At 42.9% G+C, this 26025-nt stretch carries 22 protein-coding genes and 1 rRNA gene; 13 read left to right on the top strand and 10 right to left on the bottom strand.

The genetic code is table 11. The annotated features are described in order from the left end of the window. Positions 1 to 74: 74 nt before the first annotated feature. From NX903_RS20460 to dnaA, 8 genes are all read right to left on the bottom strand, one after another. Positions 75 to 1624: ribosomal RNA gene (locus NX903_RS20460) — 16S ribosomal RNA — on the bottom strand. Positions 1625 to 1913: 289 nt separating this feature from the next. Then, positions 1914 to 4379, bottom strand: a complete 2466-nt coding sequence (gene gyrA / locus NX903_RS20455; RefSeq protein WP_003244540.1) for a DNA topoisomerase (ATP-hydrolyzing) subunit A — start codon at positions 4377 to 4379, stop codon at positions 1914 to 1916. A 210-nt stretch (positions 4380 to 4589) separates the two neighbouring features. Further along, positions 4590 to 6506 (bottom strand): DNA topoisomerase (ATP-hydrolyzing) subunit B, encoded by a 1917-nt coding sequence (gene gyrB, locus NX903_RS20450; RefSeq protein WP_003226808.1) that lies wholly within the window; start codon positions 6504 to 6506, stop codon positions 4590 to 4592. Positions 6507 to 6560: 54 nt separating this feature from the next. Next, positions 6561 to 6806 (bottom strand): extracellular matrix regulator RemB, encoded by a 246-nt coding sequence (remB, locus tag NX903_RS20445; RefSeq protein WP_003219266.1) that lies wholly within the window; start codon positions 6804 to 6806, stop codon positions 6561 to 6563. Between the two features lie 17 nt (positions 6807 to 6823). Then, entirely contained in the window at positions 6824 to 7936 is a 1113-nt protein-coding gene (gene recF, locus NX903_RS20440; RefSeq protein WP_003243515.1) for a DNA replication/repair protein RecF, read from the bottom strand. 15 nt (positions 7937 to 7951) lie between these two features. Beyond that, positions 7952 to 8167 carry a ribosome maturation protein RlbA gene (rlbA, locus tag NX903_RS20435; protein WP_003226810.1) on the bottom strand — a complete coding sequence of 72 codons (216 nt, stop codon included), beginning with the start codon at positions 8165 to 8167 and terminating at the stop codon, positions 7952 to 7954. A gap of 130 nt (positions 8168 to 8297) precedes the next feature. Then, positions 8298 to 9434: a DNA polymerase III subunit beta gene (gene dnaN, locus NX903_RS20430; protein WP_003226811.1), complete on the bottom strand. Its 1137-nt coding sequence runs from the start codon at positions 9432 to 9434 to the stop codon at positions 8298 to 8300. Between the two features lie 188 nt (positions 9435 to 9622). After that, entirely contained in the window at positions 9623 to 10963 is a 1341-nt protein-coding gene (gene dnaA / locus NX903_RS20425; protein ID WP_003242674.1) for a chromosomal replication initiator protein DnaA, read from the bottom strand. Positions 10964 to 11589: 626 nt separating this feature from the next. On the opposite strand from dnaA, the gene rpmH reads away from it, so the two are divergent. From rpmH to noc, 8 genes are all read left to right on the top strand, one after another. After that, on the top strand, positions 11590 to 11724 hold the full coding sequence (rpmH, locus tag NX903_RS20420) for a 50S ribosomal protein L34 (RefSeq protein WP_003178075.1): 135 nt from the start codon (positions 11590 to 11592) through the stop codon (positions 11722 to 11724). A gap of 151 nt (positions 11725 to 11875) precedes the next feature. Further along, positions 11876 to 12226, top strand: coding sequence for a ribonuclease P protein component (gene rnpA, locus NX903_RS20415; protein WP_003242628.1), 351 nt, complete (start codon positions 11876 to 11878; stop codon positions 12224 to 12226). Positions 12227 to 12370: 144 nt separating this feature from the next. Then, positions 12371 to 13156 (top strand): YidC family membrane integrase SpoIIIJ, encoded by a 786-nt coding sequence (gene spoIIIJ / locus NX903_RS20410; protein ID WP_010886648.1) that lies wholly within the window; start codon positions 12371 to 12373, stop codon positions 13154 to 13156. Continuing rightward, a complete protein-coding gene (jag, locus tag NX903_RS20405; protein WP_003243764.1) occupies positions 13153 to 13779 on the top strand; it encodes an RNA-binding cell elongation regulator Jag/EloR in 627 nt (208 codons plus the stop codon). The genes spoIIIJ and jag overlap by 4 nt, the downstream gene beginning before the upstream one ends. A 310-nt stretch (positions 13780 to 14089) precedes the next feature. After that, positions 14090 to 15469 (top strand): tRNA uridine-5-carboxymethylaminomethyl(34) synthesis GTPase MnmE, encoded by a 1380-nt coding sequence (gene mnmE, locus NX903_RS20400; protein ID WP_086344559.1) that lies wholly within the window; start codon positions 14090 to 14092, stop codon positions 15467 to 15469. 20 nt (positions 15470 to 15489) lie between these two features. Next, positions 15490 to 17376 (top strand): tRNA uridine-5-carboxymethylaminomethyl(34) synthesis enzyme MnmG, encoded by a 1887-nt coding sequence (gene mnmG, locus NX903_RS20395; protein ID WP_003226825.1) that lies wholly within the window; start codon positions 15490 to 15492, stop codon positions 17374 to 17376. 13 nt (positions 17377 to 17389) lie between these two features. Then, positions 17390 to 18109, top strand: coding sequence for a 16S rRNA (guanine(527)-N(7))-methyltransferase RsmG (gene rsmG, locus NX903_RS20390; RefSeq protein ID WP_015250777.1), 720 nt, complete (start codon positions 17390 to 17392; stop codon positions 18107 to 18109). A gap of 121 nt (positions 18110 to 18230) precedes the next feature. Continuing rightward, complete coding sequence (gene noc / locus NX903_RS20385) at positions 18231 to 19082, top strand: nucleoid occlusion protein (RefSeq protein WP_003226829.1); 852 nt, start codon at positions 18231 to 18233, stop codon at positions 19080 to 19082. Positions 19083 to 19132: 50 nt separating this feature from the next. Here the strand turns inward: noc and NX903_RS20380 are convergent, their stop codons facing one another. Further along, a complete protein-coding gene (locus tag NX903_RS20380; protein ID WP_086344558.1) occupies positions 19133 to 19573 on the bottom strand; it encodes a PH domain-containing protein in 441 nt (146 codons plus the stop codon). Positions 19574 to 19820: 247 nt separating this feature from the next. Here NX903_RS20380 and soj point away from each other — a divergent pair, with 247 nt between their 5' ends. Beyond that, positions 19821 to 20582 (top strand): sporulation initiation inhibitor protein Soj, encoded by a 762-nt coding sequence (soj, locus tag NX903_RS20375; protein ID WP_003219244.1) that lies wholly within the window; start codon positions 19821 to 19823, stop codon positions 20580 to 20582. Continuing rightward, positions 20575 to 21423, top strand: coding sequence for a stage 0 sporulation protein Spo0J (gene spo0J, locus NX903_RS20370; RefSeq protein ID WP_003226832.1), 849 nt, complete (start codon positions 20575 to 20577; stop codon positions 21421 to 21423). Before soj ends, spo0J begins: the two co-directional genes overlap by 8 nt. Before the next feature lie 38 nt (positions 21424 to 21461). Here the strand turns inward: spo0J and yyaC are convergent, their stop codons facing one another. Continuing rightward, positions 21462 to 22079, bottom strand: a complete 618-nt coding sequence (gene yyaC / locus NX903_RS20365) for a spore protease YyaC (RefSeq protein WP_003243890.1) — start codon at positions 22077 to 22079, stop codon at positions 21462 to 21464. A gap of 462 nt (positions 22080 to 22541) precedes the next feature. Here yyaC and NX903_RS20360 point away from each other — a divergent pair, with 462 nt between their 5' ends. From NX903_RS20360 to NX903_RS20350, 3 genes are all read left to right on the top strand, one after another. Continuing rightward, positions 22542 to 23558: a YkvI family membrane protein gene (locus NX903_RS20360; protein WP_086344557.1), complete on the top strand. Its 1017-nt coding sequence runs from the start codon at positions 22542 to 22544 to the stop codon at positions 23556 to 23558. A gap of 93 nt (positions 23559 to 23651) precedes the next feature. After that, positions 23652 to 23858, top strand: coding sequence for a DUF951 domain-containing protein (locus NX903_RS20355; protein WP_003226838.1), 207 nt, complete (start codon positions 23652 to 23654; stop codon positions 23856 to 23858). Between the two features lie 50 nt (positions 23859 to 23908). Then, positions 23909 to 25912 (top strand): molybdopterin-dependent oxidoreductase, encoded by a 2004-nt coding sequence (locus tag NX903_RS20350; RefSeq protein WP_086344556.1) that lies wholly within the window; start codon positions 23909 to 23911, stop codon positions 25910 to 25912. Positions 25913 to 26025: the final 113 nt, after the last annotated feature.

Raw genomic sequence — 26025 nt, 5'->3', positions numbered from 1 at the left:
CTTCAAAACTAAACAAGACAGGGAACGTTCTGTTTATAAGACCTAAGGTCTTATATTCCGTATAATATCCTTAGAAAGGAGGTGATCCAGCCGCACCTTCCGATACGGCTACCTTGTTACGACTTCACCCCAATCATCTGTCCCACCTTCGGCGGCTGGCTCCTAAAAGGTTACCTCACCGACTTCGGGTGTTACAAACTCTCGTGGTGTGACGGGCGGTGTGTACAAGGCCCGGGAACGTATTCACCGCGGCATGCTGATCCGCGATTACTAGCGATTCCAGCTTCACGCAGTCGAGTTGCAGACTGCGATCCGAACTGAGAACAGATTTGTGGGATTGGCTTAACCTCGCGGTTTCGCTGCCCTTTGTTCTGTCCATTGTAGCACGTGTGTAGCCCAGGTCATAAGGGGCATGATGATTTGACGTCATCCCCACCTTCCTCCGGTTTGTCACCGGCAGTCACCTTAGAGTGCCCAACTGAATGCTGGCAACTAAGATCAAGGGTTGCGCTCGTTGCGGGACTTAACCCAACATCTCACGACACGAGCTGACGACAACCATGCACCACCTGTCACTCTGCCCCCGAAGGGGACGTCCTATCTCTAGGATTGTCAGAGGATGTCAAGACCTGGTAAGGTTCTTCGCGTTGCTTCGAATTAAACCACATGCTCCACCGCTTGTGCGGGCCCCCGTCAATTCCTTTGAGTTTCAGTCTTGCGACCGTACTCCCCAGGCGGAGTGCTTAATGCGTTAGCTGCAGCACTAAGGGGCGGAAACCCCCTAACACTTAGCACTCATCGTTTACGGCGTGGACTACCAGGGTATCTAATCCTGTTCGCTCCCCACGCTTTCGCTCCTCAGCGTCAGTTACAGACCAGAGAGTCGCCTTCGCCACTGGTGTTCCTCCACATCTCTACGCATTTCACCGCTACACGTGGAATTCCACTCTCCTCTTCTGCACTCAAGTTCCCCAGTTTCCAATGACCCTCCCCGGTTGAGCCGGGGGCTTTCACATCAGACTTAAGAAACCGCCTGCGAGCCCTTTACGCCCAATAATTCCGGACAACGCTTGCCACCTACGTATTACCGCGGCTGCTGGCACGTAGTTAGCCGTGGCTTTCTGGTTAGGTACCGTCAAGGTACCGCCCTATTCGAACGGTACTTGTTCTTCCCTAACAACAGAGCTTTACGATCCGAAAACCTTCATCACTCACGCGGCGTTGCTCCGTCAGACTTTCGTCCATTGCGGAAGATTCCCTACTGCTGCCTCCCGTAGGAGTCTGGGCCGTGTCTCAGTCCCAGTGTGGCCGATCACCCTCTCAGGTCGGCTACGCATCGTTGCCTTGGTGAGCCGTTACCTCACCAACTAGCTAATGCGCCGCGGGTCCATCTGTAAGTGGTAGCCGAAGCCACCTTTTATGTTTGAACCATGCGGTTCAAACAACCATCCGGTATTAGCCCCGGTTTCCCGGAGTTATCCCAGTCTTACAGGCAGGTTACCCACGTGTTACTCACCCGTCCGCCGCTAACATCAGGGAGCAAGCTCCCATCTGTCCGCTCGACTTGCATGTATTAGGCACGCCGCCAGCGTTCGTCCTGAGCCAGGATCAAACTCTCCGATAAAGTAGTTTGACTGACTACGCACATCGCTGTGCGATTTTTAAAAACTGAATTAACAGGTACGTTTTATCTTGTTTAGTTTTCAAAGAACTTTGTGTGCTTCTCTCGAAGCGACTACTTAATAGTAACATTTTTAGTTAACTAGGTCAATACTTTTTTGAAAAAGTTTTTACTAGTCATAATGGTCATGTTTGTGTCTTTTAAAAGACAACAGAAATGATTATACCATAATTTTTATGACTGTAAAGGGTTATGACACAAAAAAGCGCAGCTATTTCAGCTGCGCTTTTTCTCACACTTCTTCTTGTTCTTCTTCATTCTCATCTTCTTCGTTTTTCTCTACTAAAGCTACTGTAGCAACATGCTCTTCTTCTGCCATTCTGATGAGACGCACACCTTGAGTGACACGTCCGGTGATGGAGATATCATTGATGTCCATTCTGATGAGTACGCCGCTAGCTGTAATAATCATTAGATCCTCTTCACCTTTAGTAGCTTTCACTGCTACTAGTTGGCCGTTGTTTTCGGTGATTTTCGCTGTTTTGAGTCCTTTTCCGCCCCGGCTTTGGGTTCTGTACTCTTCAGCCGGAGTTCGTTTTCCGTACCCTTTTTCAGTTACGATAAGGACGTGTGATTCTTCCTCTAAAATCTCCATGCCGACAACAACGTCGTCATCCGTCAGGGTGATGCCTTTTACGCCCGCCGCAGTTCTTCCCATCTCCCGGACATCTGTTTCAGGGAAACGGATCAGTAAACCGTTTTTCGTTCCAATGATGATTTGTTTTGTGCCGTCAGTCAGACGTACACCCATCAGTTCATCATCTTCACGAAGACTCAGAGCAATTAGACCATTGTTGCGGATATTAGCGAATTGAGATAGCGATGTTCGTTTTGAAACCCCATGCTTTGTAGTGAAGAAAAGGTAAAGCTCCGCATTGAATTCCGTGACTGGAATAATCGCGTTGATCCACTCACCCTTTTCTACCTCCAGCAGGTTAATAATCGGGATTCCTTTTGCCGTTCTGCCGTATTCAGGGATTTCATACCCTTTTGCACGATACACTTTCCCCTTGTTCGAGAAGAAGAGAATTGTGTCATGAGTTGACGTAGAGATCAAATGTTCAACGAAATCATCTTCGTTTGTTCCCATACCTTGTACACCTTTTCCGCCTCGTTTTTGACTGCGGTAAGTTGATGCAGGAAGACGTTTGACGTATCCGTTGTGCGTCAGAGTAACTACGATATTTTCTCTCTCGATGAGATCTTCGTCTTCAATTGTCTCCAGTCCAGAAGTGACGATCTCAGTACGTCTTTCATCGTTAAAACGCTCTTTGATTTCCGTGAGTTCTTCACGAATGATCTCAAGCACTTTATATTCATTTGCCAAGATGTCTTTTAGCTCTGCAATTAATTTAACAAGAGATTGGTATTCTTCTTCTATCTTTTCACGTTCCAGTCCCGTTAAACGCTGGAGCCTCATATCAAGGATCGCTTGTGCTTGCTTCTCTGTCAGTGAGAATTGTTCGATTAAACCTGTTCTCGCAATTTCAGCCGTTTGAGAATTACGGATAAGGGAGATAACTGCATCGAGATGATCCAGTGCAACTCTCAATCCTTCCAAGATATGAGCTCTCGCTTCTGCTTTACGCAATTCATAAGCAGTACGGCGTCTAATGACAACTTTTTGATGGTCAAGGTAATGCTCCAAACATTGCTTAAGAGTTAAAACTTTCGGCTGGCCATCAACAAGTGCAAGGAGGTTGATGCCAAAAGATGTTTGTAGAGCAGTTTGTTTGTACAGATTGTTTAAGATGACATTCGCATTGGCATCGCGTCTGATTTCAATGACAATTCTCATACCTGTACGATCTGACTCATCACGCAGATCTGTGATACCCTCTATCTTTTTGTCCCTTACGAGATCAGCTATTTTCTCAATTAATTTCGCCTTATTTACTTGGTAAGGTAACTCTGTAACGATAATTCTTTCTTTACCCGAAGATGTTTGTTCGATCTCAGCTTTTGCCCGGATCGTGATAGAGCCTCGGCCTGATTCGTATGCTTTCCGGATACCGCTGCGTCCCAAGATTTGACCCGCAGTCGGGAAATCAGGCCCTGGAATGACTTCCATAAGCTCTGGAATTGTAATGTCCGGATTCTCACTGACAGCAAGTACACCGTCAATGATTTCTCCCAACTGGTGCGGAGGAATGTTTGTTGCCATACCTACCGCAATGCCGGCAGCACCGTTCACGAGCAGATTCGGGAACCTTGAAGGCATAACGACAGGTTCTCTTTCTGACCCGTCATAGTTATCCTGGTAATCGATTGTGTCTTTTGTGATGTCGCGAAGAATCTCCATTGAGATTTTAGACATTCTTGCTTCTGTATAACGCATGGCCGCCGCTGAGTCTCCGTCAACAGAACCGAAGTTTCCGTGACCGTCAACGAGCATATAACGGTAGTTGAAATCCTGAGCCATTCTGACCATGGATTCATATACCGCTGAATCACCGTGCGGGTGGTATTTCCCGATAACTTCTCCAACGATACGCGCGGATTTTTTATAAGGCTTGTCACTTGTCATGCCTAAATCATTCATTGCATACAAAATCCGTCTATGAACCGGTTTTAAACCGTCTCGAACATCCGGAAGAGCACGGGACACGATAACGCTCATTGCATAATCCAAGAAGGACGTACGCATTTCCTGACTGATATTTATTTCACGAACTTGTGGTGTGTTTTGTTCACTCATTAAAAAACCTCCCTGAAGTATCACATGAAATATGTGGGAGTAGATTGTCCATTATGACCTTCAATACGATTTCACTATTCTCCATTATATCAATAAACTTATGATTATACACATTAAATTGCTAGAATATATAGGTATTGCAAGCATTGCTGCATCTGATCTTGTTCAGAAAAAAGCCTTATTTCTTATTGGAAATAAGGCTTTTTATGATTAGATGTCAAGATTTTTAACGTATCTCGCATTCGCTTCTATGAAGTTTCGGCGCGGTTCTACCTTGTCGCCCATAAGCATTTCAAAAGTCTCGTCCGCATCCATTGCATCTTCAAGAGTTACCTGAAGAAGTGTTCTGGAGCTAGGATCCATGGTTGTCTCCCATAGCTGGGTGGCATTCATTTCACCAAGACCTTTGTAACGCTGCAGTCCAGGCTTAGGCGTTTGAGGAAGAGTTTTTAACAGCTCTTCAAGCTCCTTGTCATTGTACGCATATTCAACACGTTTCCCCTGTTGAACCTTGTAGAGCGGCGGCTGTGCAATGTACACGTAGCCATTTTCGATAATTTGGCGCATATATCTGTAAAAGAACGTTAACAGCAGTGTTCTGATGTGCGCGCCGTCAACATCGGCATCTGTCATAATGACAACTTTGTGGTAACGGGCTTTCTCAAGGTTGAAGTCTTCCCCAATACCTGTGCCGAGCGCTGTGATCATAGAGCGAACTTCGTTGTTAGAAAGGATTTTATCCAGTCTGGCCTTTTCAACGTTTAGGATTTTACCTCTAAGCGGCAAAATGGCTTGGAAATGTCTGTCGCGTCCTTGTTTAGCAGATCCTCCGGCAGAGTCACCCTCTACGATATATAACTCGGAGATGCTCGGATCTTTTGAAGAGCAGTCCGCTAACTTACCGGGCAGGTTTGAAATTTCCAAAGCACTCTTACGACGTGTTAGTTCACGGGCTTTTTTCGCAGCCATTCTTGCTCTTGCCGCCATTAAGCCTTTATCGACAATTTTTTTGGCTGCATCTGGATTTTCCAGCATAAATGTTTCCATCGCTGTAGAAAATAACGTATCGGTGATTGTCCGTGCTTCTGAGTTGCCCAGCTTTGTTTTCGTTTGGCCCTCAAACTGCGGATCAGGGTGTTTGATTGAAATAATCGCTGTCAGCCCTTCCCTTACGTCATCTCCGCTTAGGTTTGGATCATTTTCTTTAATAAGCCCTTTTTTTCTGGCGTAATCGTTGATAACACGAGTCAGGCCCGTTTTGAAGCCAGCTTCATGGGTACCGCCTTCGTACGTATTAATGTTGTTTGTAAACGAGTAAATGTTGCTTGTGTAGCTGTCATTGTATTGCAAAGCCACTTCAACCGTAATGCCGTCCTTTTCGCCTTCAATGTAAATCGGCTCTTCATGGACAACCTCTTTAGAGCGGTTTAAATACTCTACATAACTTTTAATTCCGCCTTCGTAATGGTATTCATTTTTGCGCTCTTGTCCTTCACGTTTATCTTCAATCGTGATGTTTACACCCTTTGTTAAAAAGGCTAATTCACGCACGCGGTTGGCAAGCAGATCATAATCATACTCGGTTGTTTCTGAGAAAATTTCAGGGTCCGGGACAAAATGTGTCGTCGTTCCTGTATGATCCGTTTCGCCAATGATTTCAAGGTCTGTAACCGGAACTCCGCGTTTATAGGTTTGGCGGTGAATTTTACCGTCACGGTGAACCGTCACATCAAGCTCTGTTGATAGTGCGTTTACGACCGACGCACCTACACCGTGTAATCCTCCGGATACTTTATAGCCGCTTCCGTCAAATTTTCCTCCGGCATGAAGCACCGTCATAATGACTTCTACCGCAGGACGGCCCATTTTTTCATGAATACCGACTGGAATACCGCGGCCATTATCTACAACCGTGATACTGTTGTCTTTTTCGATTTGGATATTGATATCCGTACAATAACCGGCGAGGGCTTCGTCAATACTATTGTCGACAATTTCCCATACCAGGTGGTGAAGGCCTTTGCTGTTTGTCGAACCGATATACATCCCCGGTCTTTTACGAACAGCTTCCAATCCTTCTAGTACCTGTATCTGATTTTCATCATAACTGTTTTGCTGCTGTTCCATAGCCACGTCATTCACCTACACTTTTCTAAACGATATATTCGTGATAAAAAATTTCTAAGAATCTATTTCAAACATAAATTGCGCACGTTTTTTTAATGTGCTGGAAGATAAGGGAGAGTAATATATATTCTGAACCGTGACTACGATAGATTTGGGCGTGCCGTTTACGGAAGGCACCACCTTGTGTTTCTGTTTTTTCAGAAATTCTTCAACAATAGGCGACATGTTGGCTTTAAAGTCAAAAATGCCGACAATATCTCGTGTTGAAACCACAAAGTCATCACCTAAATGAATATACAATTGCTCACCTCATTTCTTCACTTCACTAACGCACCATTTTGCACACGGAACATTCCTGCTTGACGTAAGGTTTCGTGATCAATGCCATCAACGCTTGTCGTTGTGACAAACGTTTGTACACGGCCTTGGATCGTATGAAGCAAGTGTGACTGGCGATAATCATCCAGTTCACTCAGTACATCATCCAATAGTAAAATGGGATATTCTCCGATTTCTTCATGGATCAGGTCAATCTCCGCCAGCTTAAGGGACAACGCCGTCGTTCGCTGCTGTCCTTGAGAACCATACGTCTGCACATCGCGTCCGTTCACATAGAAAAGAACATCATCGCGATGTGGCCCTGACAGCGTCACACCACGCTCAATTTCTTTTTCTCTTAATTTAGAAAACGCTTCTTGATAGCTATCTCCTATTTTCGACAAATCTAGGGGATCTGATACATCAAGAGCTGTATGGTATTTCAGGGTCAGTTCTTCAAGCCCTCTTGAGATGCCTGCATGGATGGGCTGCGCCCATTTCTCGAGCTGTGCTGTAAACTGCAGGCGTTTTACGACGACTTTTGCTGCAACTTCTACAAGCTGATCGGTCAGAACATCGAGCATCGTCCGGTCAGTTTGTTTTCTTGTTTGCAGCTGTTTCAAAAAATGATTCCGCTGGGAAAGGATTTTCTGGTAAAGAGAAAGATCATGAAGATAGACGGGAGAAACCTGTCCGATTTCCATGTCAAGAAACCGCCTTCTCACTTGAGGGCTTCCCTTTACAAGATTTAAATCTTCCGGCGCGAACATAATGGTGTTGAGGGCCCCGACATACTGGCTGAGCTTTTGCTGTTCAATATGATTGACCTTGCCCTTTTTACCCTTTTTGGAGATGACGAGCTGCATCGGGATCGCCCCGTTTTGCTTCATCACTCTTCCCTCTATTTTAGCATAGTCTTTGTCCCACCGTATAAGTTCTTTGTCATTTGATGTCCGGTGCGATTTCGCCATGGACAAGACATAGATCGCCTCCATGAGGTTTGTCTTCCCCTGGGCGTTTTCTCCGATGATCACATTTACTTTATTTTCAAATTGAAGTTCAGCATGGTCGTAGTTGCGGTAAGATGTCAGTTCTAAGTTCTGGATATACAATCAGTGTCACCCGCTTTAATTGACGACTTGAAATGAACCAAATCCTTCAATCTCTACCACATCTCCAACATACAGCTTTCTGCCCCGGCGGTTGTCCGGCTCATCGTTCACAAGCACTTCATGCTCGCTTAAAAACCACTTCGCCATACCGCCAGACTGAATCACATCGGCTAATTTTAAGAATTGTCCGAGTGTAATCATCTCTGTATCAATTGAAATCGGATTTGCCATTATATCGACCTCTTTCAAATATCACTAATATCTAATTGTACTAAAAAAAAACGAATTAGGGAAAGGGAAAACTTGTCGGAGCAGATACCGAATAGAAAAGCTGCCGACAAGTCGGCAGCAGTGTATCGGATTAATAGGTTCTGACAGGGAGGATAAGCTGTACAATCGTTTCATCATTCGGCGTGCGAATTAAGAAAGGTCTCATTGCACCTGTAAAGCTTACGCGTATTTCTGCTCCTTCAAGCACCTTTAGTGCATCCAGCATATATTTTGGACTAAAAGAGATATTTAATTCCTCACCTTCAATTTGATCCGCAGCAATTGCTTCCACAACTTTACCGATTTCCGGTGAATTGGAAGAAATTTCAATGGATTCAGCCGGTTTTGCGGACAGTTTTACAACGTTGTTGCGTCCCTCTCTAGCTAAAAGAGATGCACGATCAATGGCCTGAAGGAATTCTTTTGTGTTCACAATGATTTCTGTTTTGCTGTCTTGCGGAATCAGGCTGGTTGTGTCTGGATAATTCCCGTCCAGAAGCCGTGAGAAGAATAAGACGTTTTTCGCTTTAAACAGAACTTGGGTTTCTGTGATGACGATATCTACAAGTTCCTGGTTGTCATCTAAAATCTTGCTGAGTTCAGTTAAACTTTTTCCCGGAATCACGACGTTATAAGATCTGTCTTCTGGAATATCAAGTTTGGCCTTTCTTAATGCAAGACGGTGGCTATCCGTTGCAGTGCATAATAATTCACTTTGCTCCACTTTCCAGTTTACACCTGTCAAGATAGGGCGTGTTTCTGAGGTGGACACTGCAAATACTGTTTGTCTGATTAGATTTTTTAACAAATCAGTTGGGATCTGAATCGCATGATGCTCTTCAATCTGCGGCAAGTGCGGATACTCGTCAGCATCCAGTCCGTTTAGATTAAATTCAGCTTTACCAGAACGGATAATCGTCAAATACTGATTTTGGACTTCGATTTCTACAGTTGCCATCGGCAATTTTTTTACAATTTCACTAAAAAAGCGAGCCTGTAAAACGATGCTTCCGGGCTGTTCAATAGTGACGATTTCTTTATCTCCTTCTTCTTTTGGAATGAAGGATTCAATAGAAATATCTGAGTCACTCCCTGTAAAGGATACTCCATCATCTGATGCAACAATTTTAATACCAGTCAGAATGGGAATCGTGGTTCTGGATGAAACTGCTTTTAATACATCTTGGACACTTTCAACAAGACGATCTTTTTGAATCGTGAATTTCATTTTTATCCTCCTAACGGATAATGTATTAATATATATATTTATAAAAAATAGTAGAAGTAATAGTAGGGCCTGTGGATTTGTGGATAAGTTGTGAAAAAGACAGGAAACACAGCCTATCCACATGTGGACAGACTGTGTATGACTTCCGAAAAGTTATTCACACTTTCCCCGATTGATCCCTGGTCCTGCTATTTAAGCTGTTCTTTAATTTCTTTTACATGCTGCTGAAGCTGTTCATCATCTGCCAGCAGTTTCGAAATTTTTTCATGCGCATGAATAACGGTCGTATGATCACGTCCTCCAAACTCTTCACCGATTTTAGGAAGAGAGGAATCAGTCATTTCCCTAGATAAGTACATGGCGATTTGACGCGGAAAAGCTACTGACTTTGTCCGTTTTTTTGCTTTGAAATCCTCGAGTTTAATATTAAATTGCTGGCCTACTACCCTCTGAATTTCCTTTATCGTAATGACTTTCGGTTTTGAGGAAGGAATAATATCTTTCAACGCCTCAGCGGCCAGATCAGCATTAATATCTTTATTAATTAAAGATGAATAAGCGACAACTCTGATTAATGCTCCTTCGAGTTCCCGAATATTGCTGTCGATTTGATTCGCGATGTAAAGCATAACCTCGTTCGGAATATCGAGGCCTTCTGCTTTGGCTTTTTTTCTTAAAATTGCAATTCTCGTTTCTAGATCAGGCGGTGTGATATCTGTAATAAGTCCCCATTCAAAACGTGAGCGCAATCTGTCCTCAAGCGTAGGAATTTCCTTTGGCGGTCGGTCACTTGAAATGACGATTTGTTTGCTTTCTTCGTGCAATGTGTTAAATGTATGGAAAAATTCTTCCTGGGTTTGTTCTTTCCCCGCTAAAAATTGAATATCATCTATCAAAAGCACATCAACATTTCGATAGCGATTGCGGAAGTCGACGGCTTTATTATCTCGGATAGAGTTGATGAATTCGTTTGTAAATTTCTCAGAAGACAGATAAACCACTTTGGCAGAAGGATTATGATCTATTACATAATGGCCGATCGCATGCATTAAGTGCGTTTTCCCTAAGCCGACGCCCCCATATATAAATAAAGGGTTATAAGCTTTCGCGGGTGCTTCCGCTACTGCGAGGGAAGCGGCGTGTGCAAATCGGTTTCCAGATCCGATGACAAAAGTATCAAAAGTATATTTTGGATTGAGCATATTTTGAGGAAAATCAGATGTATCTTCTTTGACCGCTTTTTTGACTTGCGGTTTCGGCATAAAGTCCTCAACATCTTGATTTTGAGGAATGACAAACTTAATGCTCAATTCTTCCCCGGTTAATTCATATATAGTATCTGCAATCAGATGCAAGTATCTGGACTCCAGCCAGTCTCTGGCAAATTCATTGGGAGCCGTGATCGTTAATGTATCGCCTTGCAGTGAGTGGGCTTTGGTTGACTTCATCCAAGTCTCAAAACTCGGTTTGCTCAACTTTTTTTCGATTTGAGCAAGGGCTTGGTTCCACAGGTCTAATATATTTTCCATCTTCCGGCACGTCCCTCCTTTTCATAGAAAATGTTGTCTTTCTCTGTTATAGAACACAAAAAAAGAGCAAATGGCGCTTACCATTCGTACACATTAAATGTTGAAAACATATAATATAGTAGATAAATAGCTTTTCGACAAATTTCACAACTTGTGGACAACCTTCTACACAAGCTGTGTGAAATCAATCCACAACTTATCCACACTTTGTGGATAAAGAGGAAAGGTAGTATTAGTAATCAAGAGTTAAAACACAAATATAATACCAAAATAAACGAGAGCTTGCAATGGTTGTCACAATCTTATCCACAAAGCGGACAACCTGTTGAAAAAACCTTGTCCACAGGGGTTGGTAATGTGAAAATGTTGTCGATAACCACTGTGGATACTAAAAAAAGTCGAAAAAGATATCCACATGCGTGATTTTAGGGGTAAATTATTTGGATTTGTCTTTTTTCCGTAAAATTAAGGAATCTAAAAAATAAGGTTTCGAAAGTTGAAAAGGTATGGTATCCTATTATGGTTGCAAGAAATAAAAGCACTAGTGAAGTTGACAATGAATAGGTAACGCAAATATAATAAGTAAGACTGTCTTTAACAGCTATTCCTCGAGGGAGGTGTCATAAATGAAAAGAACATTCCAACCGAATAACCGTAAACGCAGCAAAGTTCATGGCTTCAGAAGCCGTATGAGTTCAAAAAACGGTCGTCTAGTTTTAGCACGCCGTCGCCGCAAAGGCAGAAAAGTATTATCAGCTTAGGCCACTGAATAATGTCAGTGGTCTTTTTTCACGTTATGGGAAAAGATAGATGTGATGCGTAATGAACCGGGGCATGCTTCCTGGTTCAGATGCATCTCATGTTCATAATAAATTTTAAAAGTTTCTGCCAGCCAGTATCGGAGTGAGTCATTTGAAGAAGCGAAATCGTTTAAAGAAAAATGAAGATTTTCAAAAAGTGTTTAAACATGGGACATCAGTTGCAAACCGCCAGTTTGTCTTATATACGCTTGATCAGCCTGAAAATGATGAACTGCGTGTCGGGCTTTCCGTCAGCAAAAAAATTGGCAATGCTGTGATGCGAAATCGGATCAAACGTTTGATTCGGCAGGCCTTTCTTGAAGAGAAAGAGAGACTGAAGGAAAAGGATTACATCATTATTGCCAGAAAACCGGCGAGCCAGCTGACATATGAGGAAACGAAAAAAAGTCTGCAGCATCTATTCAGAAAGTCTTCATTATATAAGAAATCTTCGTCAAAGTAGGCATCACCACTGCTTTCTTACAACTTTTAAAAGCGCTTCCTTTCTGGTTGATCAGAAAAAGACACCATTTAAAACTGAAAGATGCTAAAATACATACAAGTATGCTTTGCAATAAAAGAGTGTAAAGATTAATTATAGGAGGAAATGTTGTTGAAAAGGAGAATAGGGTTGCTATTAAGTATGGTTGGCGTATTCATGCTTTTGGCTGGATGCTCGAGTGTGAAAGAGCCGATCACTGCAGATAGTCCGCATTTCTGGGACAAGTACGTAGTATATCCATTGTCTGAGCTCATTACGTATGTAGCGAAATTGACGGGAGATAACTACGGGCTTTCAATTATTCTAGTTACCATTTTAATTCGTTTATTAATTTTACCGCTGATGATTAAGCAGCTGAGAAGTTCGAAAGCGATGCAGGCTTTACAGCCGGAAATGCAAAAGCTTAAAGAAAAATACAGCTCAAAGGATCAAAAAACGCAGCAAAAGCTTCAGCAGGAAACAATGGCTTTATTCCAAAAGCATGGTGTCAATCCATTGGCGGGATGTTTCCCGATTTTGATCCAGATGCCGATTTTAATTGGATTCTATCATGCGATCATGAGAACCCAGGCGATTTCAGAGCACAGCTTCTTATGGTTTGACTTAGGAGAAAAAGATCCTTACTATATCCTTCCTATCGTTGCCGGTGTCGCTACATTTGTTCAGCAAAAACTGATGATGGCGGGCAATGCGCAGCAAAATCCGCAAATGGCGATGATGCTTTGGATTATGCCAATTATGATTATCGTATTTGCGATCAACTTCCCGGCGGCTCTTTCTCTTTATTGGGTAGTCGGTAACTTGTTTATGATTGCGCAAACTTTCCTCATTAAAGGACCTGATATTAAAAAAAATCCTGAGCCGCAAAAAGCCGGAGGAAAGAAAAAGTGAGGAATGTGACTGCTGCAGGGCGAAATGTCGATGAAGCAGTACAGTCCGGATTGCAAGAGCTGGGATTAACGAAGGATAAGGTAGAAATTACTGTTATTGAAGAGGGAAACAAAGGGTTTCTCGGCATTTTCGGCAAAAAGCCTGCGATCGTAAAGCTGGTTGAAAAGATTGATCCGATTCAGCAAGCGAAGTTATATCTTCAAACGATCGCCGAAGCCATTGCCGGGAAGTCTGATGTGACTGTTCAAGAAAGCAAAAAGACAGTGAGATATCATATAACAGGTGAAAAGGCAGCATTGTTGATTGGGAAAAGAGGACAAACCTTAAACGCCCTTGAAACTTTGACACAGCTTGCCCTTAACCGTTATCCAGGCCAATACAAAAATGTGACGGTGGATGCAGAAAACTATCGTTTGAAAAGAAAAGAAACACTGAGCCAGCTGGCCATCAAGCTTGCTGACCAAGTTTTGAAAACGAAAAAATCCATCCAGCTTGAGCCTATGCCGTCCAGCGAAAGAAAAATTATTCACGATACTCTTTCTGGATATGCAAACCACCAGATCAAAACATATTCAATGGGTGAAGGCGAAAATCGTCATCTCGTTATTTCCCATAAAAGATAGCATAAAACCGAAGTCCGATAAAAATTGGATTTCGGTTTTTTTGTATCCGAAAAATCTACTTTTCCTAGTAATATCAAGGTTTTGCCGTTTAAGTTTTTTCTTTTTAGGTGTATCCTGTTGATAAAAAGGAAGTTCAGGAAATAAAATTAATTGTTATTCACATGTGGATAAGTTAAAGTAATAAGGGACGAATTTCTATTTCTGTGGATAACAAATCTTCCACTTCGAACCAAACTATGTTATCTTTTAGTTTTGGCATAATAAAAATTTTTTTATATAGATGAAGTATAAGTAAAGAGAGGTGAACAACATGGATACAATTGCGGCAATTTCCACACCGATGGGAGAAGGCGCGATTGCGATTGTACGGTTGAGCGGACCAGAAGCCATTCAAATCGCAGATAAAATTTATAAGGGACCGAAGGGGAAAACACTCAGCTCGGTCGAATCACATACGATTCATTATGGTCATATCGTAGACAGACCTTCGGATCGTGTCGTTGAGGAAGTAATGGTATCAGTGTTAAAAGCGCCGAGAACTTTTACACGAGAAGATGTCATCGAGATTAACTGTCACGGGGGAATTGTGACTGTGAACCAAGTGCTTCAGCTTGCATTGAGAGAGGGAGCGAGACTGGCAGAGCCTGGTGAATTTACGAAACGTGCGTTTTTAAACGGCCGAATCGATCTTTCACAGGCGGAAGCGGTTATGGACTTAATCAGAGCGAAAACGGACCGGGCAATGAACGTTGCTATGAATCAAATGGAAGGGCGTCTTTCTGCTTTGGTGCGCCGTTTGCGTAGTGAGATTTTAGAAACACTGGCCCATGTTGAGGTGAATATCGATTATCCGGAGTATGATGATGTAGAGGAAATGACGCATCAGATTTTAGTCGAAAAGGCAACCGCCGTGAAAAAGGAAATTGAGGCGCTGCTGAGGACTTCTGAGCAAGGAAAAATCTTACGTGAAGGTCTTTCTACCGTCATTATCGGCCGGCCAAACGTAGGAAAATCATCTCTTCTGAACAGCCTCGTTCATGAGGCAAAAGCCATTGTAACCGATATTCCCGGAACGACACGGGATGTGATTGAGGAATACGTGAATGTAAGGGGCGTCCCGCTTCGTCTGGTTGATACAGCAGGTATTCGTGAAACAGAGGATATTGTTGAGCGAATCGGTGTTGAACGTTCTCGCCAGGTTCTAAAGGAAGCGGACCTGATTTTACTTGTGCTTAATTATAGTGAAGAGCTTTCTGAAGAAGACGTGAAGCTTTTTGAAGCCGTTGAGGATATGGATGTTATCGTGATTTTGAATAAGACTGACCTTGAGGCGAAGATTGACACTGAACGTGTCCGTGAGCTTGCCAATGGACGTCCAGTTGTTACGACATCTCTTTTAAAAGAGGAAGGCATCAATGATCTGGAAGAAGCGATTCAATCGCTGTTCTACACGGGTGCCATTGAAAGCGGTGATCTGACTTATGTCAGCAACACACGTCACATCTCTATTTTACAGCAAGCAAAACGCGCCATTGAAGATGCGCTTAGCGGCATCGAACAGGATGTCCCGATCGACATGGTGCAAATTGACCTTACAAGATGCTGGGAGCTTTTAGGGGAAATCATTGGAGATTCTGTCCACGAAAGCTTAATTGATCAGCTCTTTTCACAATTCTGTTTAGGAAAATAATAAAAGGAGGAACTAGAATCATGGGGTATGAAGCAGGCCAATACGATGTGATTGTGATTGGCGCCGGGCATGCCGGTGTTGAGGCTGCCCTCGCATCTGCACGCCAAGGCGCCAAAACGCTTGTCTTGACCATCAACCTAGATATGGTTGCATTTATGCCATGTAATCCGTCTGTCGGCGGCCCCGCAAAAGGGATTGTCGTCCGCGAAATTGACGCGCTCGGCGGAGAAATGGGAAGAAACATCGATAAAACGCATATTCAAATGAGAATGCTGAATACAGGAAAAGGTCCAGCGGTTCGTGCATTGCGTGCGCAAGCAGACAAATTCCAATATCAGCACGAAATGAAAAATACGCTTGAAAAAGAACCAAACTTAACATTGCTGCAAGGAATTGTGGAGCGGCTGATCGTTGAAGACGGCGAATGCCGAGGCGTTATTACACAAACCGGTGCACATTATCGTGCGAAAGCAGTTGTCATGACGACAGGGACATATTTAAGAGGACGTATTATTCTTGGCGATCTGTCTTACTCAAGCGGCCCAAATAACCAGCAGCCTTCTATTAAGCTTTCTGAGCATTTGGAGGAACTTGGTTTTGACCTTGTTCGTTTTAAAACAGGTACGCCGCCTCGCGTTAAAAGCGACACGATTGATTACAGCAAAACGGAAATTCAGCCTGGTGACGATGTGCCTCGCGCTTTCTCATATGAAACAGTGGAATATATCACAGATCAGCTCCCTTGCTGGTTGACATATACAAGCCCTGAGACACATGAGATTATTGACAGCAACCTGCACCGTTCACCGATGTATTCCGGTATGATCAAAGGTACGGGCCCAAGATACTGCCCATCCATTGAAGATAAAGTTGTCCGTTTTAATGATAAACCGCGTCACCAAATCTTCCTTGAGCCGGAAGGCAGAAATACACAGGAAGTCTATGTCCAAGGTTTATCTACAAGTCTTCCAGAAGACGTACAGCAAAGAATGCTTGCAACGATTCCTGGACTTGAAAACGTGCAAATGATGAGAGCCGGCTATGCGATCGAGTATGATGCAATCGTACCGACACAGCTCTGGCCGACACTTGAAACAAAAAAAATCACAAACCTTTACACTGCAGGCCAAATTAACGGAACATCCGGTTATGAAGAAGCTGCGGGACAAGGGATTATGGCGGGAATCAATGCAGGACGAAAAGCGCTTGGAAAAGAAGAAGTAATTCTAAGCCGTTCTGACGCCTATATTGGTGTTCTGATTGATGACCTTGTGACAAAAGGTACCAATGAGCCATATCGTCTTTTGACATCACGTGCTGAATACAGATTGCTGCTTCGACATGACAATGCTGATTTGCGTCTGACAGAAATCGGACACCGCATTGGATTGATTTCTGATGAGCGCTATGCGGCTTTTGAGAAGAAAAAAGCGGCGATCGAGGCGGAGAAAAAACGTCTTCATTCTGTAATTATCAAGCCGTCTCCGGAAAATCAAGAATATATCCGTTCTCTTGGCGGAAGCGAATTGAAAGATGGAGTTCGCGGCACAGACTTGATGAAGCGTCCTGAAATGAACTATGAAACAGTCACAAAACTGGCGCCGCCAGAAGTGCCGGTTCCTCAAGACGTGGCAGAACAAGTAGAAATCCAAGTGAAATATGAAGGATATATTGAAAAATCTCTTCAGCAAGTGGAAAAACTGAAGAAGATGGAAAATAAAAAAATTCCAGATCGAATTGATTATGACGCAATTAAGGGGATTGCGACCGAGGCGCGTCAAAAACTGAAAAATGTACGGCCTTTGTCTGTTGCCCAAGCTTCCCGCATTTCCGGTGTAAACCCGGCGGACATTTCAATTCTATTGGTGTATTTAGAGCAGGGACGCATTGCGAAGATAGCCGAATAGAAAGGATGACGGCATGAATATTGAAGAATTCACTTCTGGTTTGGCGGAAAAAGGGATCTCCCTTTCTCCCCGTCAGCTGGAGCAATTTGAGCTGTATTACGACATGCTGGTTGAATGGAACGAAAAAATCAATCTGACTTCAATAACAGAGAAAAAAGAAGTGTATTTAAAGCATTTTTATGATTCCATTACAGCTGCTTTTTATGTCGACTTCAATCAGGTGAACACGATTTGTGATGTCGGAGCGGGAGCGGGTTTTCCAAGTCTGCCGATAAAAATATGCTTTCCGCACCTCAATGTCACAATCGTAGATTCACTGAATAAACGGATCACGTTTTTAGAAAAGTTATCTGAGGCTTTGCAATTGGAGAATACAACATTCTGCCATGACAGAGCTGAAACGTTCGGGCAACGGAAAGACGTGCGTGAAAGCTATGATATTGTGACGGCACGAGCAGTTGCGAGATTATCTGTTTTGAGTGAGCTTTGCTTGCCTCTGGTGAAGAAAAACGGTTTATTTGTTGCTTTAAAAGCCGCATCAGCTGAAGAAGAACTGAATGCAGGCAAAAAAGCAATCACGACGCTTGGAGGAGAACTTGAGAATATCCATTCTTTTAAGCTGCCTATTGAAGAAAGCGACCGTAATATTATGGTGATACGCAAAATAAAAAATACGCCTAAGAAGTATCCAAGAAAACCGGGAACTCCTAATAAATCGCCAATTGAAGGGTAATTTAGACAGCCTGATATGACAATACCATCATATTTTCATCAAAATTGATGGATGTACAGCAGGAAAAACCATGAGAAAATAGAATTATAAAAATGGCAGTTTTTAAAGGTGGTGTAGGTACATGAAGCATTCATTCTCTCGTTTCTTCGGGCTTGGTGAGAAGGAACAGGAGCCGGAGATTGCTGAACATGATACAAACAAAGAAGAGATTCTGGAAATACCGGTAAATGCTATCGTTCCCAACCGTTTTCAGCCACGCACCATTTTCTCAGATGAAAAAATCAAAGAGTTAGCAATGACCATTCATACACACGGCATTATTCAGCCGATTGTTGTTAGGCATACAGAAGAAGAAGGCCAATACGAACTCATTGCGGGTGAAAGACGCTGGAGAGCGGTGCAATCGCTTGAGTGGGAAAAGATTCCGGCAATTATTAAGGATTTTTCCGACACGGAAACCGCTTCTGTGGCGTTAATCGAAAACTTGCAGCGGGAAGAACTGTCTTCTATTGAGGAAGCGCATGCTTATGCTAGGCTGCTTGAGCTGCATGATTTAACACAGGAGGCACTCGCACAGCGCTTAGGAAAAGGGCAGTCTACAATCGCGAATAAGCTTCGGTTATTAAAGCTGCCTCAGCCGGTCCAAGAGGCGATTATGGAGAAGAAAATCACCGAGCGCCACGCCAGAGCGCTGATTCCGCTGAAACAGCCTGAGCTCCAAGTCACACTGCTCACAGAGATTATTGAGAAAAGTTTAAATGTAAAGCAGACGGAAGACCGCGTGGTGAAAATGCTGGAGCAAGGCCAGAGAAAGCCAAAGCCGAGACGCAAAGCATTCAGCAGAGATACAAGAATTGCGATGAACACGATTCGCCAGTCACTATCAATGGTGGAAGACAGCGGTGTAAAATTGAATACGGAAGAAGAAGAATTTGAAGAATATATTCAATTAACGATTCGCATACCAAAATAGAAGCTCTCCTGAAAAGCAGGAGAGCTTTTTATATTTTTAATAAAAGGTAATCACTTACTTTTAGTGAAAATTATTATATTAGAATTCTTTTCTTTGAGTTTGTGGATAAACTCTTCAGATTTTTGCGGTGAAATTACTGCATGTCCCCATCCCCCCTGATAATATATTGTGATGGCATGGCGAGAGCCGATCAGACGAAAACCGGACCATAGTTTCTTTTTTGGAACGACTTTATCGATTTTTTCATAAGGAATTTGATGTTTGATCAATCCGGCTTTAATGATCAGATGGTGTTCCTTCAATACATATTTTAGGTCAATAAAGCTCCAAATGATGAGTCCATTTAAAAGAGTCAGCAGAATAAAAATGATCCAGCCGGAAACTCTCATATTTCCCAGCACAAAAGGAACAATGGCATCTGCTTGTATCAGTAATATGAGAAACACAATCATCAGCGTAACGGGTACATCTCTCTTCGTTTGATAAACCATTTTCTCACCATCCTGTTTCCACGTTCTGTACTGTGACTTCTTCTTTTTTTCTTTAAGAAATTCCTTTTTTAAGTCAAAAAAACATAGAAATTGCAGAATTTATAAGAGAAAGCATAAAGCGTGCTTGAATTTTCAATTATTTCCCTTCTGATTCGGAACAAAATGATGAAAAAAATGAAACGCTTTAATCTTTTTTTGATAGAATAGAAGCAAGATAGTACATGTTCATGTGAAAGTAGGTGACATCGTGGGAAAAATCATAGCAATTACGAACCAAAAAGGCGGGGTCGGCAAAACAACGACGTCTGTCAACCTTGGGGCATGTTTGGCTTACATAGGGAAAAGGGTTCTGCTGGTAGATATTGATCCGCAGGGAAATGCGACAAGCGGATTAGGGATTGAAAAAGCCGATGTAGAGCAGTGTGTGTACGATATTTTAGTAGATGATGCAGATGTAATAGATATTATTAAAGCAACGACAGTAGAGAACTTGGATGTGATTCCTGCGACGATTCAGCTTGCAGGGGCTGAGATCGAGCTGGTTCCTACAATATCAAGAGAAGTGAGATTGAAGAGAGCGCTTGAAGCAGTAAAGCAAAATTATGATTATATTATCATTGATTGTCCGCCGTCATTGGGCTTGCTGACGATTAACGCCCTTACTGCCTCGGATTCCGTTGTGATTCCTGTACAGTGCGAATATTATGCCTTGGAGGGGCTCAGCCAGTTATTAAATACAGTACGTCTTGTGCAAAAGCATTTGAATACTGATTTAATGATTGAAGGTGTATTGCTGACAATGCTTGATGCCCGGACAAACCTTGGCATTCAAGTGATTGAAGAGGTTAAAAAGTATTTTAGGGATAAAGTATATAAGACAGTTATTCCGCGTAATGTCCGTCTGAGTGAGGCACCGAGTCACGGAAAACCCATCATTTTATACGATCCGCGGTCAAGAGGTGCGGAAGTATATTTAGATTTAGCAAAGGAAGTGGCTGCGAATGGCTAAAGGCCTTGGAAAAGGGATTAATGCGTTATTTAATCAGGTAGATTTGTCTGAAGAGACAGTTGAAGAAATTAAAATTGCCGATTTACGCCCTAATCCTTATCAGCCAAGAAAACACTTTGATGACGAGGCATTAGCTGAACTAAAAGAATCTGTGCTGCAGCATGGCATTCTTCAGCCGCTTATCGTCAGAAAATCTTTAAAAGGCTATGATATTGTTGCGGGTGAACGGCGTTTTCGAGCGGCAAAGCTGGCAGGTTTAGATACAGTTCCGGCCATTGTCCGTGAATTATCAGAGGCGTTAATGAGGGAAATTGCTTTATTAGAAAACCTTCAGCGTGAAGATTTATCTCCGCTTGAAGAGGCTCAGGCATATGACTCCTTGTTGAAACACTTAGACCTCACGCAAGAGCAGCTTGCCAAACGTCTTGGGAAAAGCAGACCGCATATTGCGAATCATTTAAGACTGCTGACACTGCCAGAAAATATTCAGCAGCTTATTGCCGAAGGTACGCTTTCTATGGGACATGGACGCACGCTTCTTGGCTTAAAAAACAAAAATAAGCTTGAACCGCTGGTACAAAAAGTGATTGCGGAGCAGCTCAATGTTCGCCAGCTTGAGCAGCTGATTCAGCAGTTGAATCAGAATGTTCCACGTGAAACAAAGAAAAAAGAACCTGTGAAAGATGCGGTTCTAAAAGAACGGGAATCCTATCTCCAAAATTATTTTGGAACAACAGTTAATATTAAAAGACAGAAGAAAAAAGGCAAAATCGAAATTGAATTTTTCTCTAATGAAGACCTTGACCGGATTTTAGAGCTTTTGTCTGAACGAGAATCGTAAATGAAGAAACCATCTTTCAAGCGAAGATGGTTTTTGTTTTATATGCGCCCAGTGAGCCTTTGCAACGGGTTAAGGCGTTCTTGCCTCCACTCTGTCCGATCTGTTAAACTCAATCCTTCCGCGAGAACATTGGCCATATTCATGACCAAGTTGAGTCTTGTATTTTGCAATACAAAATATTCCATGAAACCGCTCACATTCACGATTCCGTTAATATGAAGATCTCCCACTTCAGGAAGGTCTTTTTGTACACCGGCTCCGGGCTTTAATGGCCCGTCCCCGATTTGAAATGAACCCACACTCTTAACGCGGCCTAAGCATGCATCGACTGCTATAACAAATGGGTTTTTATGTAATTTATGAATGTCATTGATTTTATCCTTCATGTTCACAGCATGGACGGGGTCAGATAAGGTTCCGTAGACATGGAATCTGGTGAGCTGCATCTGTTTGAGTTTCATTCCTACAAGCGGGCCTAATGAGTCACCGGTTGAACGGTCTGTTCCGATACAAACCACGACAATTGGTTTGCCGGCAGCTTTACGTAAGGATGAAGAAAGGATGGTTTGGATTTGTTTTGCCGCTGCAGCATCTGTATGTGAAACATATTGCTTTACTCGTTCCTGAGAGGAAAAAAGCCCGCCTTTTCGATTCATGGGTTTCACTTCCTTGTTATAGTAGGTAACAGAATTGCTATGGTGTGTGTGTAGTTATGTAAGGTTGTTTACAGTATATCCAGCAGTATGATTTTTTATGCTTTGTGTATGGCACCGGAGATTTTAAAAAAGTAGAGGTTATGATATGAATGGTTAGTGGGCGATTACAAGTATTGTCCCCCATTGCCTCGGTCATGATCAAGCAATGGTCTGCTTATGAAACACTTGAATAGATAGGAATGGTTAGAAAAAAGTGAAGAGTGAAGTTCACTTCTTCATTCCGCGGACAAACAAATAAATATCTCTTTTTAGACTGCTGTATTAGCAGTCTTTTTTTATGAGTATTTAGTATGATAATTTCAACTTGTGTTCAAATGTCTATGAAAATATGGCATTTTTGCTTTCCTTTATTTATATAGTAACAATAACGGGAACAAGCTGAACTTTGTCTATGAGGTGATAGTGTTGTGGAGAGCCGGAATGAAGTGGATGCTGCTCATATTAGGGAGCCTGATCGGGGCCGGATATGCGAGCGGTCAGGAGATATGGCAGTTTTTCGGGGCGGAAAGTGGACTTGCTATTGTGCTGTTTACAATTATGTTCATTTTCTCGTCTTATATTGTGATGAAAATCAGTTTTAAGGTTCAATCCACTCATTTTCTGCCGGTTCTGGAACATTTAATGGGGCCATGGCTGGCGAAAATTTATGATGTCCTCATCATTTTTTATTTGTTTTCGACGACTATGGTGATGATTGCCGGAGGCGGTGTGACCCTGCAAATGTACAAACTTCCTTTCTGGTGGGGAATCGCGCTGATTTGCATCGTGACAGTGTGTTTGTTTTTGTGGGATGTGAAAGGAATATTATCTATAAATAGTATTTTGATTCCTGTGTTAGTAGCGGGGCTTTTATATGCGCTGGTCTCCTTTCAGAGCACACATCACCATACGTGGACGATTGATTTGTCCCAGCAGTATAACTGGCCTGCGAGCATTACGTTTACCTCTTTAAACATCCTTTCAGTTGTTGCGATTTTATCCTCTGTTGGGAAAGAGATGAAAGGGCTCGGAGAAGCAAAAATCGCAAGTGTGGCAAGCGGTCTTATTTTTGGCGTGATCTCATTTGTTTATAATGAAACGTTGGTGGAGCTGGCGGGCTCCCTTTCTCAGTTTGAAATACCGCTGTTTGCCGTTCTGGAGGGTGCGCCTTATTTCCTTTTTTTATGTATGACGGCGGTGCTGTGCCTGGCGATTTACACGACGACGGTAGCTGGTTTGCTGGGGCTGTCCAGCCGGCTGATGGCGTTTATTCATATGCCGAGATGGATGATTGTGTTGATTTTGTTAGTGTTAATGGTACCTTTTACTTCTTTCGGATTTTCTGATTTGATCGCGTTCTTGTATCCGATATATGGGATGCTCAATTTGTATTTGTTAGTTTGTCTGCTCCTATATCCTATTTTGAGTAAATGGAAATAAGAGGATGTATTTCTTTTCGGGTATCTTGATTGCTCTTATGATCAGTTTTTTTGTACAATAGATACAGCAGTTTAGGAAAAGAGGTGAAGGGTCTTGGCGGATAAAGACTTTGGCCTGAATGATATCGTAGAAATGAAAAAACCGCATCCATGCGGAGCGAACAGCTGGAAAATTATACGCATGGGAATGGATATTCGAATTAAGTGTGAGGGATGCTCTCACAGTGTTATGATTCCGAGAAGAGAATTTGAAAGAAAACTAAAAAAAGTACTAGTCAAGCATGAGGAGCCTACTTCATAAATAGGCCGACACTCATGCTTTTTCATATAGAAGGTAAGGAGAAGACGGCGATGAGCAAAGTGCATCAGTCGGCATGTCCGCTGAATTGTTGGGACAGCTGCGGCTTTTTGGTGACTGTTGATGATGGAAAGGTAACAAAAGTGGACGGAGATCCAAACCATCCGATTACGGAAGGTAAAATCTGCGGCCGCGGCAGAATGCTTGAGACAAAAACAAATTCTCCTGATCGGCTTCGCTATCCAATGAAAAAACAAAATGGCGAGTTTGTGCGGATTTCTTGGGAGCAGGCACTTGATGAAATTGCCGATAAACTTCGGGAAATCAAGGAAACGTCGGAGACGACTGCTGTTTTGCACAGCCATGATTATGCGAATAACGGTCTGTTAAAAGCGCTTGATCAGCGTTTTTTTAATGGATATGGAGGCGTGACTGAAATCGTCGGAAGCATATGCTGGGGCTCCGGCATCGAGGCGCAAAGCTGGGATTTTGGCCGTTCGTACGGTCACGGCCCGCTTGATATTTACAACAGCAAGCATGTTGTTGTGTGGGGAAGAAATGTATCCAGAACAAATATGCACTTATACCATCACTTGCAGCAGGTGAAAAAGAAGGGCGCCACGATTACGGTGATTGATCCGATCTTCAACCCGACTGCAAAGCTTGCTGACCGCTATATCTCTGTAAAGCCTGGAATGGACGGCTGGCTTGCGGCAGCCGTTTTGAAGGTTCTGATTGAGACGGGAAGAACGGATGAAACGTTTATTTCTGAGCATTCTGTCGGTTTTGATGATGTGAAAGAGCTTTTGAAAACTGTTTCTCTGGAAGAGTTTATTGTGAAAACAGAAACTTCTATGGAGGAGCTGGAGTATCTGGCCGGTTTGTATGCTGATGGTCCGGTGTCTACTTTTATGGGGCTTGGCATGCAGCGATATAAAAACGGCGGCGGAACGATTCGTTGGATTGATGCACTCGTTGCGGCAAGCGGAAATGTCGGAATTAAGGGCGGCGGCGCGAATTTCGGAAATGTCCAGATTGGCGAGAGCTTTGCAAAAACAAAGCTGACGCTGCCGGAATTAAAAACAACATCACGTTCTTTTTCAATGATGACGCAGGCTGAAGAAGTGTTGACCGCTGCTGATCCTGCGATTGAGATGATTATTGTGACTTGCGGAAATCCGCTGACTCAGGTGCCGAATACAAATAAAGTGAGACAAGCTTTTGAAAAGGTTTCAATGACGGTCGCGATTGATTTCATTATGACGGATACCGCAAAGCTGTGTGATTATGTTTTGCCGACTGCCACTGTTTTTGAAGAAGAAGATATCTACTATTCCAGTATGTATCATCATTATGTTCAGTACGGGAAGAAGCTTGTGGAGCCGCAGGGTGAAGCGAAGTCGGACAGCTGGATCTGGTCAGAGCTTGCAAAACGTCTTGGGTTTGGCGAGCTGTTTGAATACAGCACTCAAGAATTTTTAGAGATGGGGCTTTCCTCATTGGAAGCAGAGGATGTGACACTTGAGCGTTTAAAAGAAAAAGGCCACCTCCCTCTTCCAGTAAAACAGGTGCCGTGGGATGATTATCAGTTTTTGACGCCGAGTGGAAAATTTGAATTTACTTCGTCGCTAGCTGAGCAAAAGGGATTTAGCGGCTCGCTTCAATTAAATGTGCCCGAAGAATCTGTTTTCCATAATGAGGAGTTAGCTGAAAAGTACCCTTATACGCTGTTATCCATTCATCCGCAGCGTTCCAACCATTCACAGCATGTGCCGTTTATTGAAAAGCTTCAGCACGTTCAGGTCGATATTTCTCCAGATATAGCGGCTGAGCAGAATCTTCAGGATGGAGACGAGGTTGTCATCTTTAATGACCGCGGACGCTTGAAGGGCAAGGTGAAATTGATGAAACAGGCTCATGCGAAGACGATTAATATAGATGAAGGCATGTGGGCGGCTTTTGGAGGGTCAGTCAATGCACTGACAAATGATACAAATTCTGATAATGGAATGGGAAGTACGCTTTTTGACTGTTTAGTAGGCTTGAAAAAAGCATAATCAAAGGGATTGGCAGGCTGAAAATGCTTTTTTGTCAGCTTGTCTTTTCCAGTGAACCTCCTTATAATTGCTCTAGGTTCAAAATACGCTCATACAATGACGGTTTTATATAG

Origin of the sequence: Bacillus sp. FSL R5-0576, from assembly GCF_038004765.1 — a bacterium.
Taxonomy (GTDB): Bacteria; Bacillota; Bacilli; order Bacillales; family Bacillaceae; genus Bacillus; species Bacillus subtilis.
This window is presented reverse-complemented; position numbering and strand designations above follow the sequence as displayed.

Excerpts from the sequence above, each read along its gene's own strand:
- gyrA (WP_003244540.1), bottom strand. The coding sequence starts at position 4,379 with ATGAGTGAACAAAACACACCACAAGTTCGTGAAATAAATATCAGTCAG.
- gyrB (WP_003226808.1), bottom strand. The coding sequence starts at position 6,506 with ATGGAACAGCAGCAAAACAGTTATGATGAAAATCAGATACAGGTACTA.
- rlbA (WP_003226810.1), bottom strand. The coding sequence starts at position 8,167 with ATGGCAAATCCGATTTCAATTGATACAGAGATGATTACACTCGGACAA.
- dnaN (WP_003226811.1), bottom strand. The coding sequence starts at position 9,434 with ATGAAATTCACGATTCAAAAAGATCGTCTTGTTGAAAGTGTCCAAGAT.
- dnaA (WP_003242674.1), bottom strand. The coding sequence starts at position 10,963 with ATGGAAAATATATTAGACCTGTGGAACCAAGCCCTTGCTCAAATCGAA.
- rpmH (WP_003178075.1), top strand. The coding sequence starts at position 11,590 with ATGAAAAGAACATTCCAACCGAATAACCGTAAACGCAGCAAAGTTCAT.
- spoIIIJ (WP_010886648.1), top strand. The coding sequence starts at position 12,371 with ATGTTGTTGAAAAGGAGAATAGGGTTGCTATTAAGTATGGTTGGCGTA.
- mnmE (WP_086344559.1), top strand. The coding sequence starts at position 14,090 with ATGGATACAATTGCGGCAATTTCCACACCGATGGGAGAAGGCGCGATT.
- mnmG (WP_003226825.1), top strand. The coding sequence starts at position 15,490 with ATGGGGTATGAAGCAGGCCAATACGATGTGATTGTGATTGGCGCCGGG.
- rsmG (WP_015250777.1), top strand. The coding sequence starts at position 17,390 with ATGAATATTGAAGAATTCACTTCTGGTTTGGCGGAAAAAGGGATCTCC.
- noc (WP_003226829.1), top strand. The coding sequence starts at position 18,231 with ATGAAGCATTCATTCTCTCGTTTCTTCGGGCTTGGTGAGAAGGAACAG.
- NX903_RS20380 (WP_086344558.1), bottom strand. The coding sequence starts at position 19,573 with ATGGTTTATCAAACGAAGAGAGATGTACCCGTTACGCTGATGATTGTG.
- spo0J (WP_003226832.1), top strand. The coding sequence starts at position 20,575 with ATGGCTAAAGGCCTTGGAAAAGGGATTAATGCGTTATTTAATCAGGTA.
- yyaC (WP_003243890.1), bottom strand. The coding sequence starts at position 22,079 with ATGAATCGAAAAGGCGGGCTTTTTTCCTCTCAGGAACGAGTAAAGCAA.
- NX903_RS20350 (WP_086344556.1), top strand. The coding sequence starts at position 23,909 with ATGAGCAAAGTGCATCAGTCGGCATGTCCGCTGAATTGTTGGGACAGC.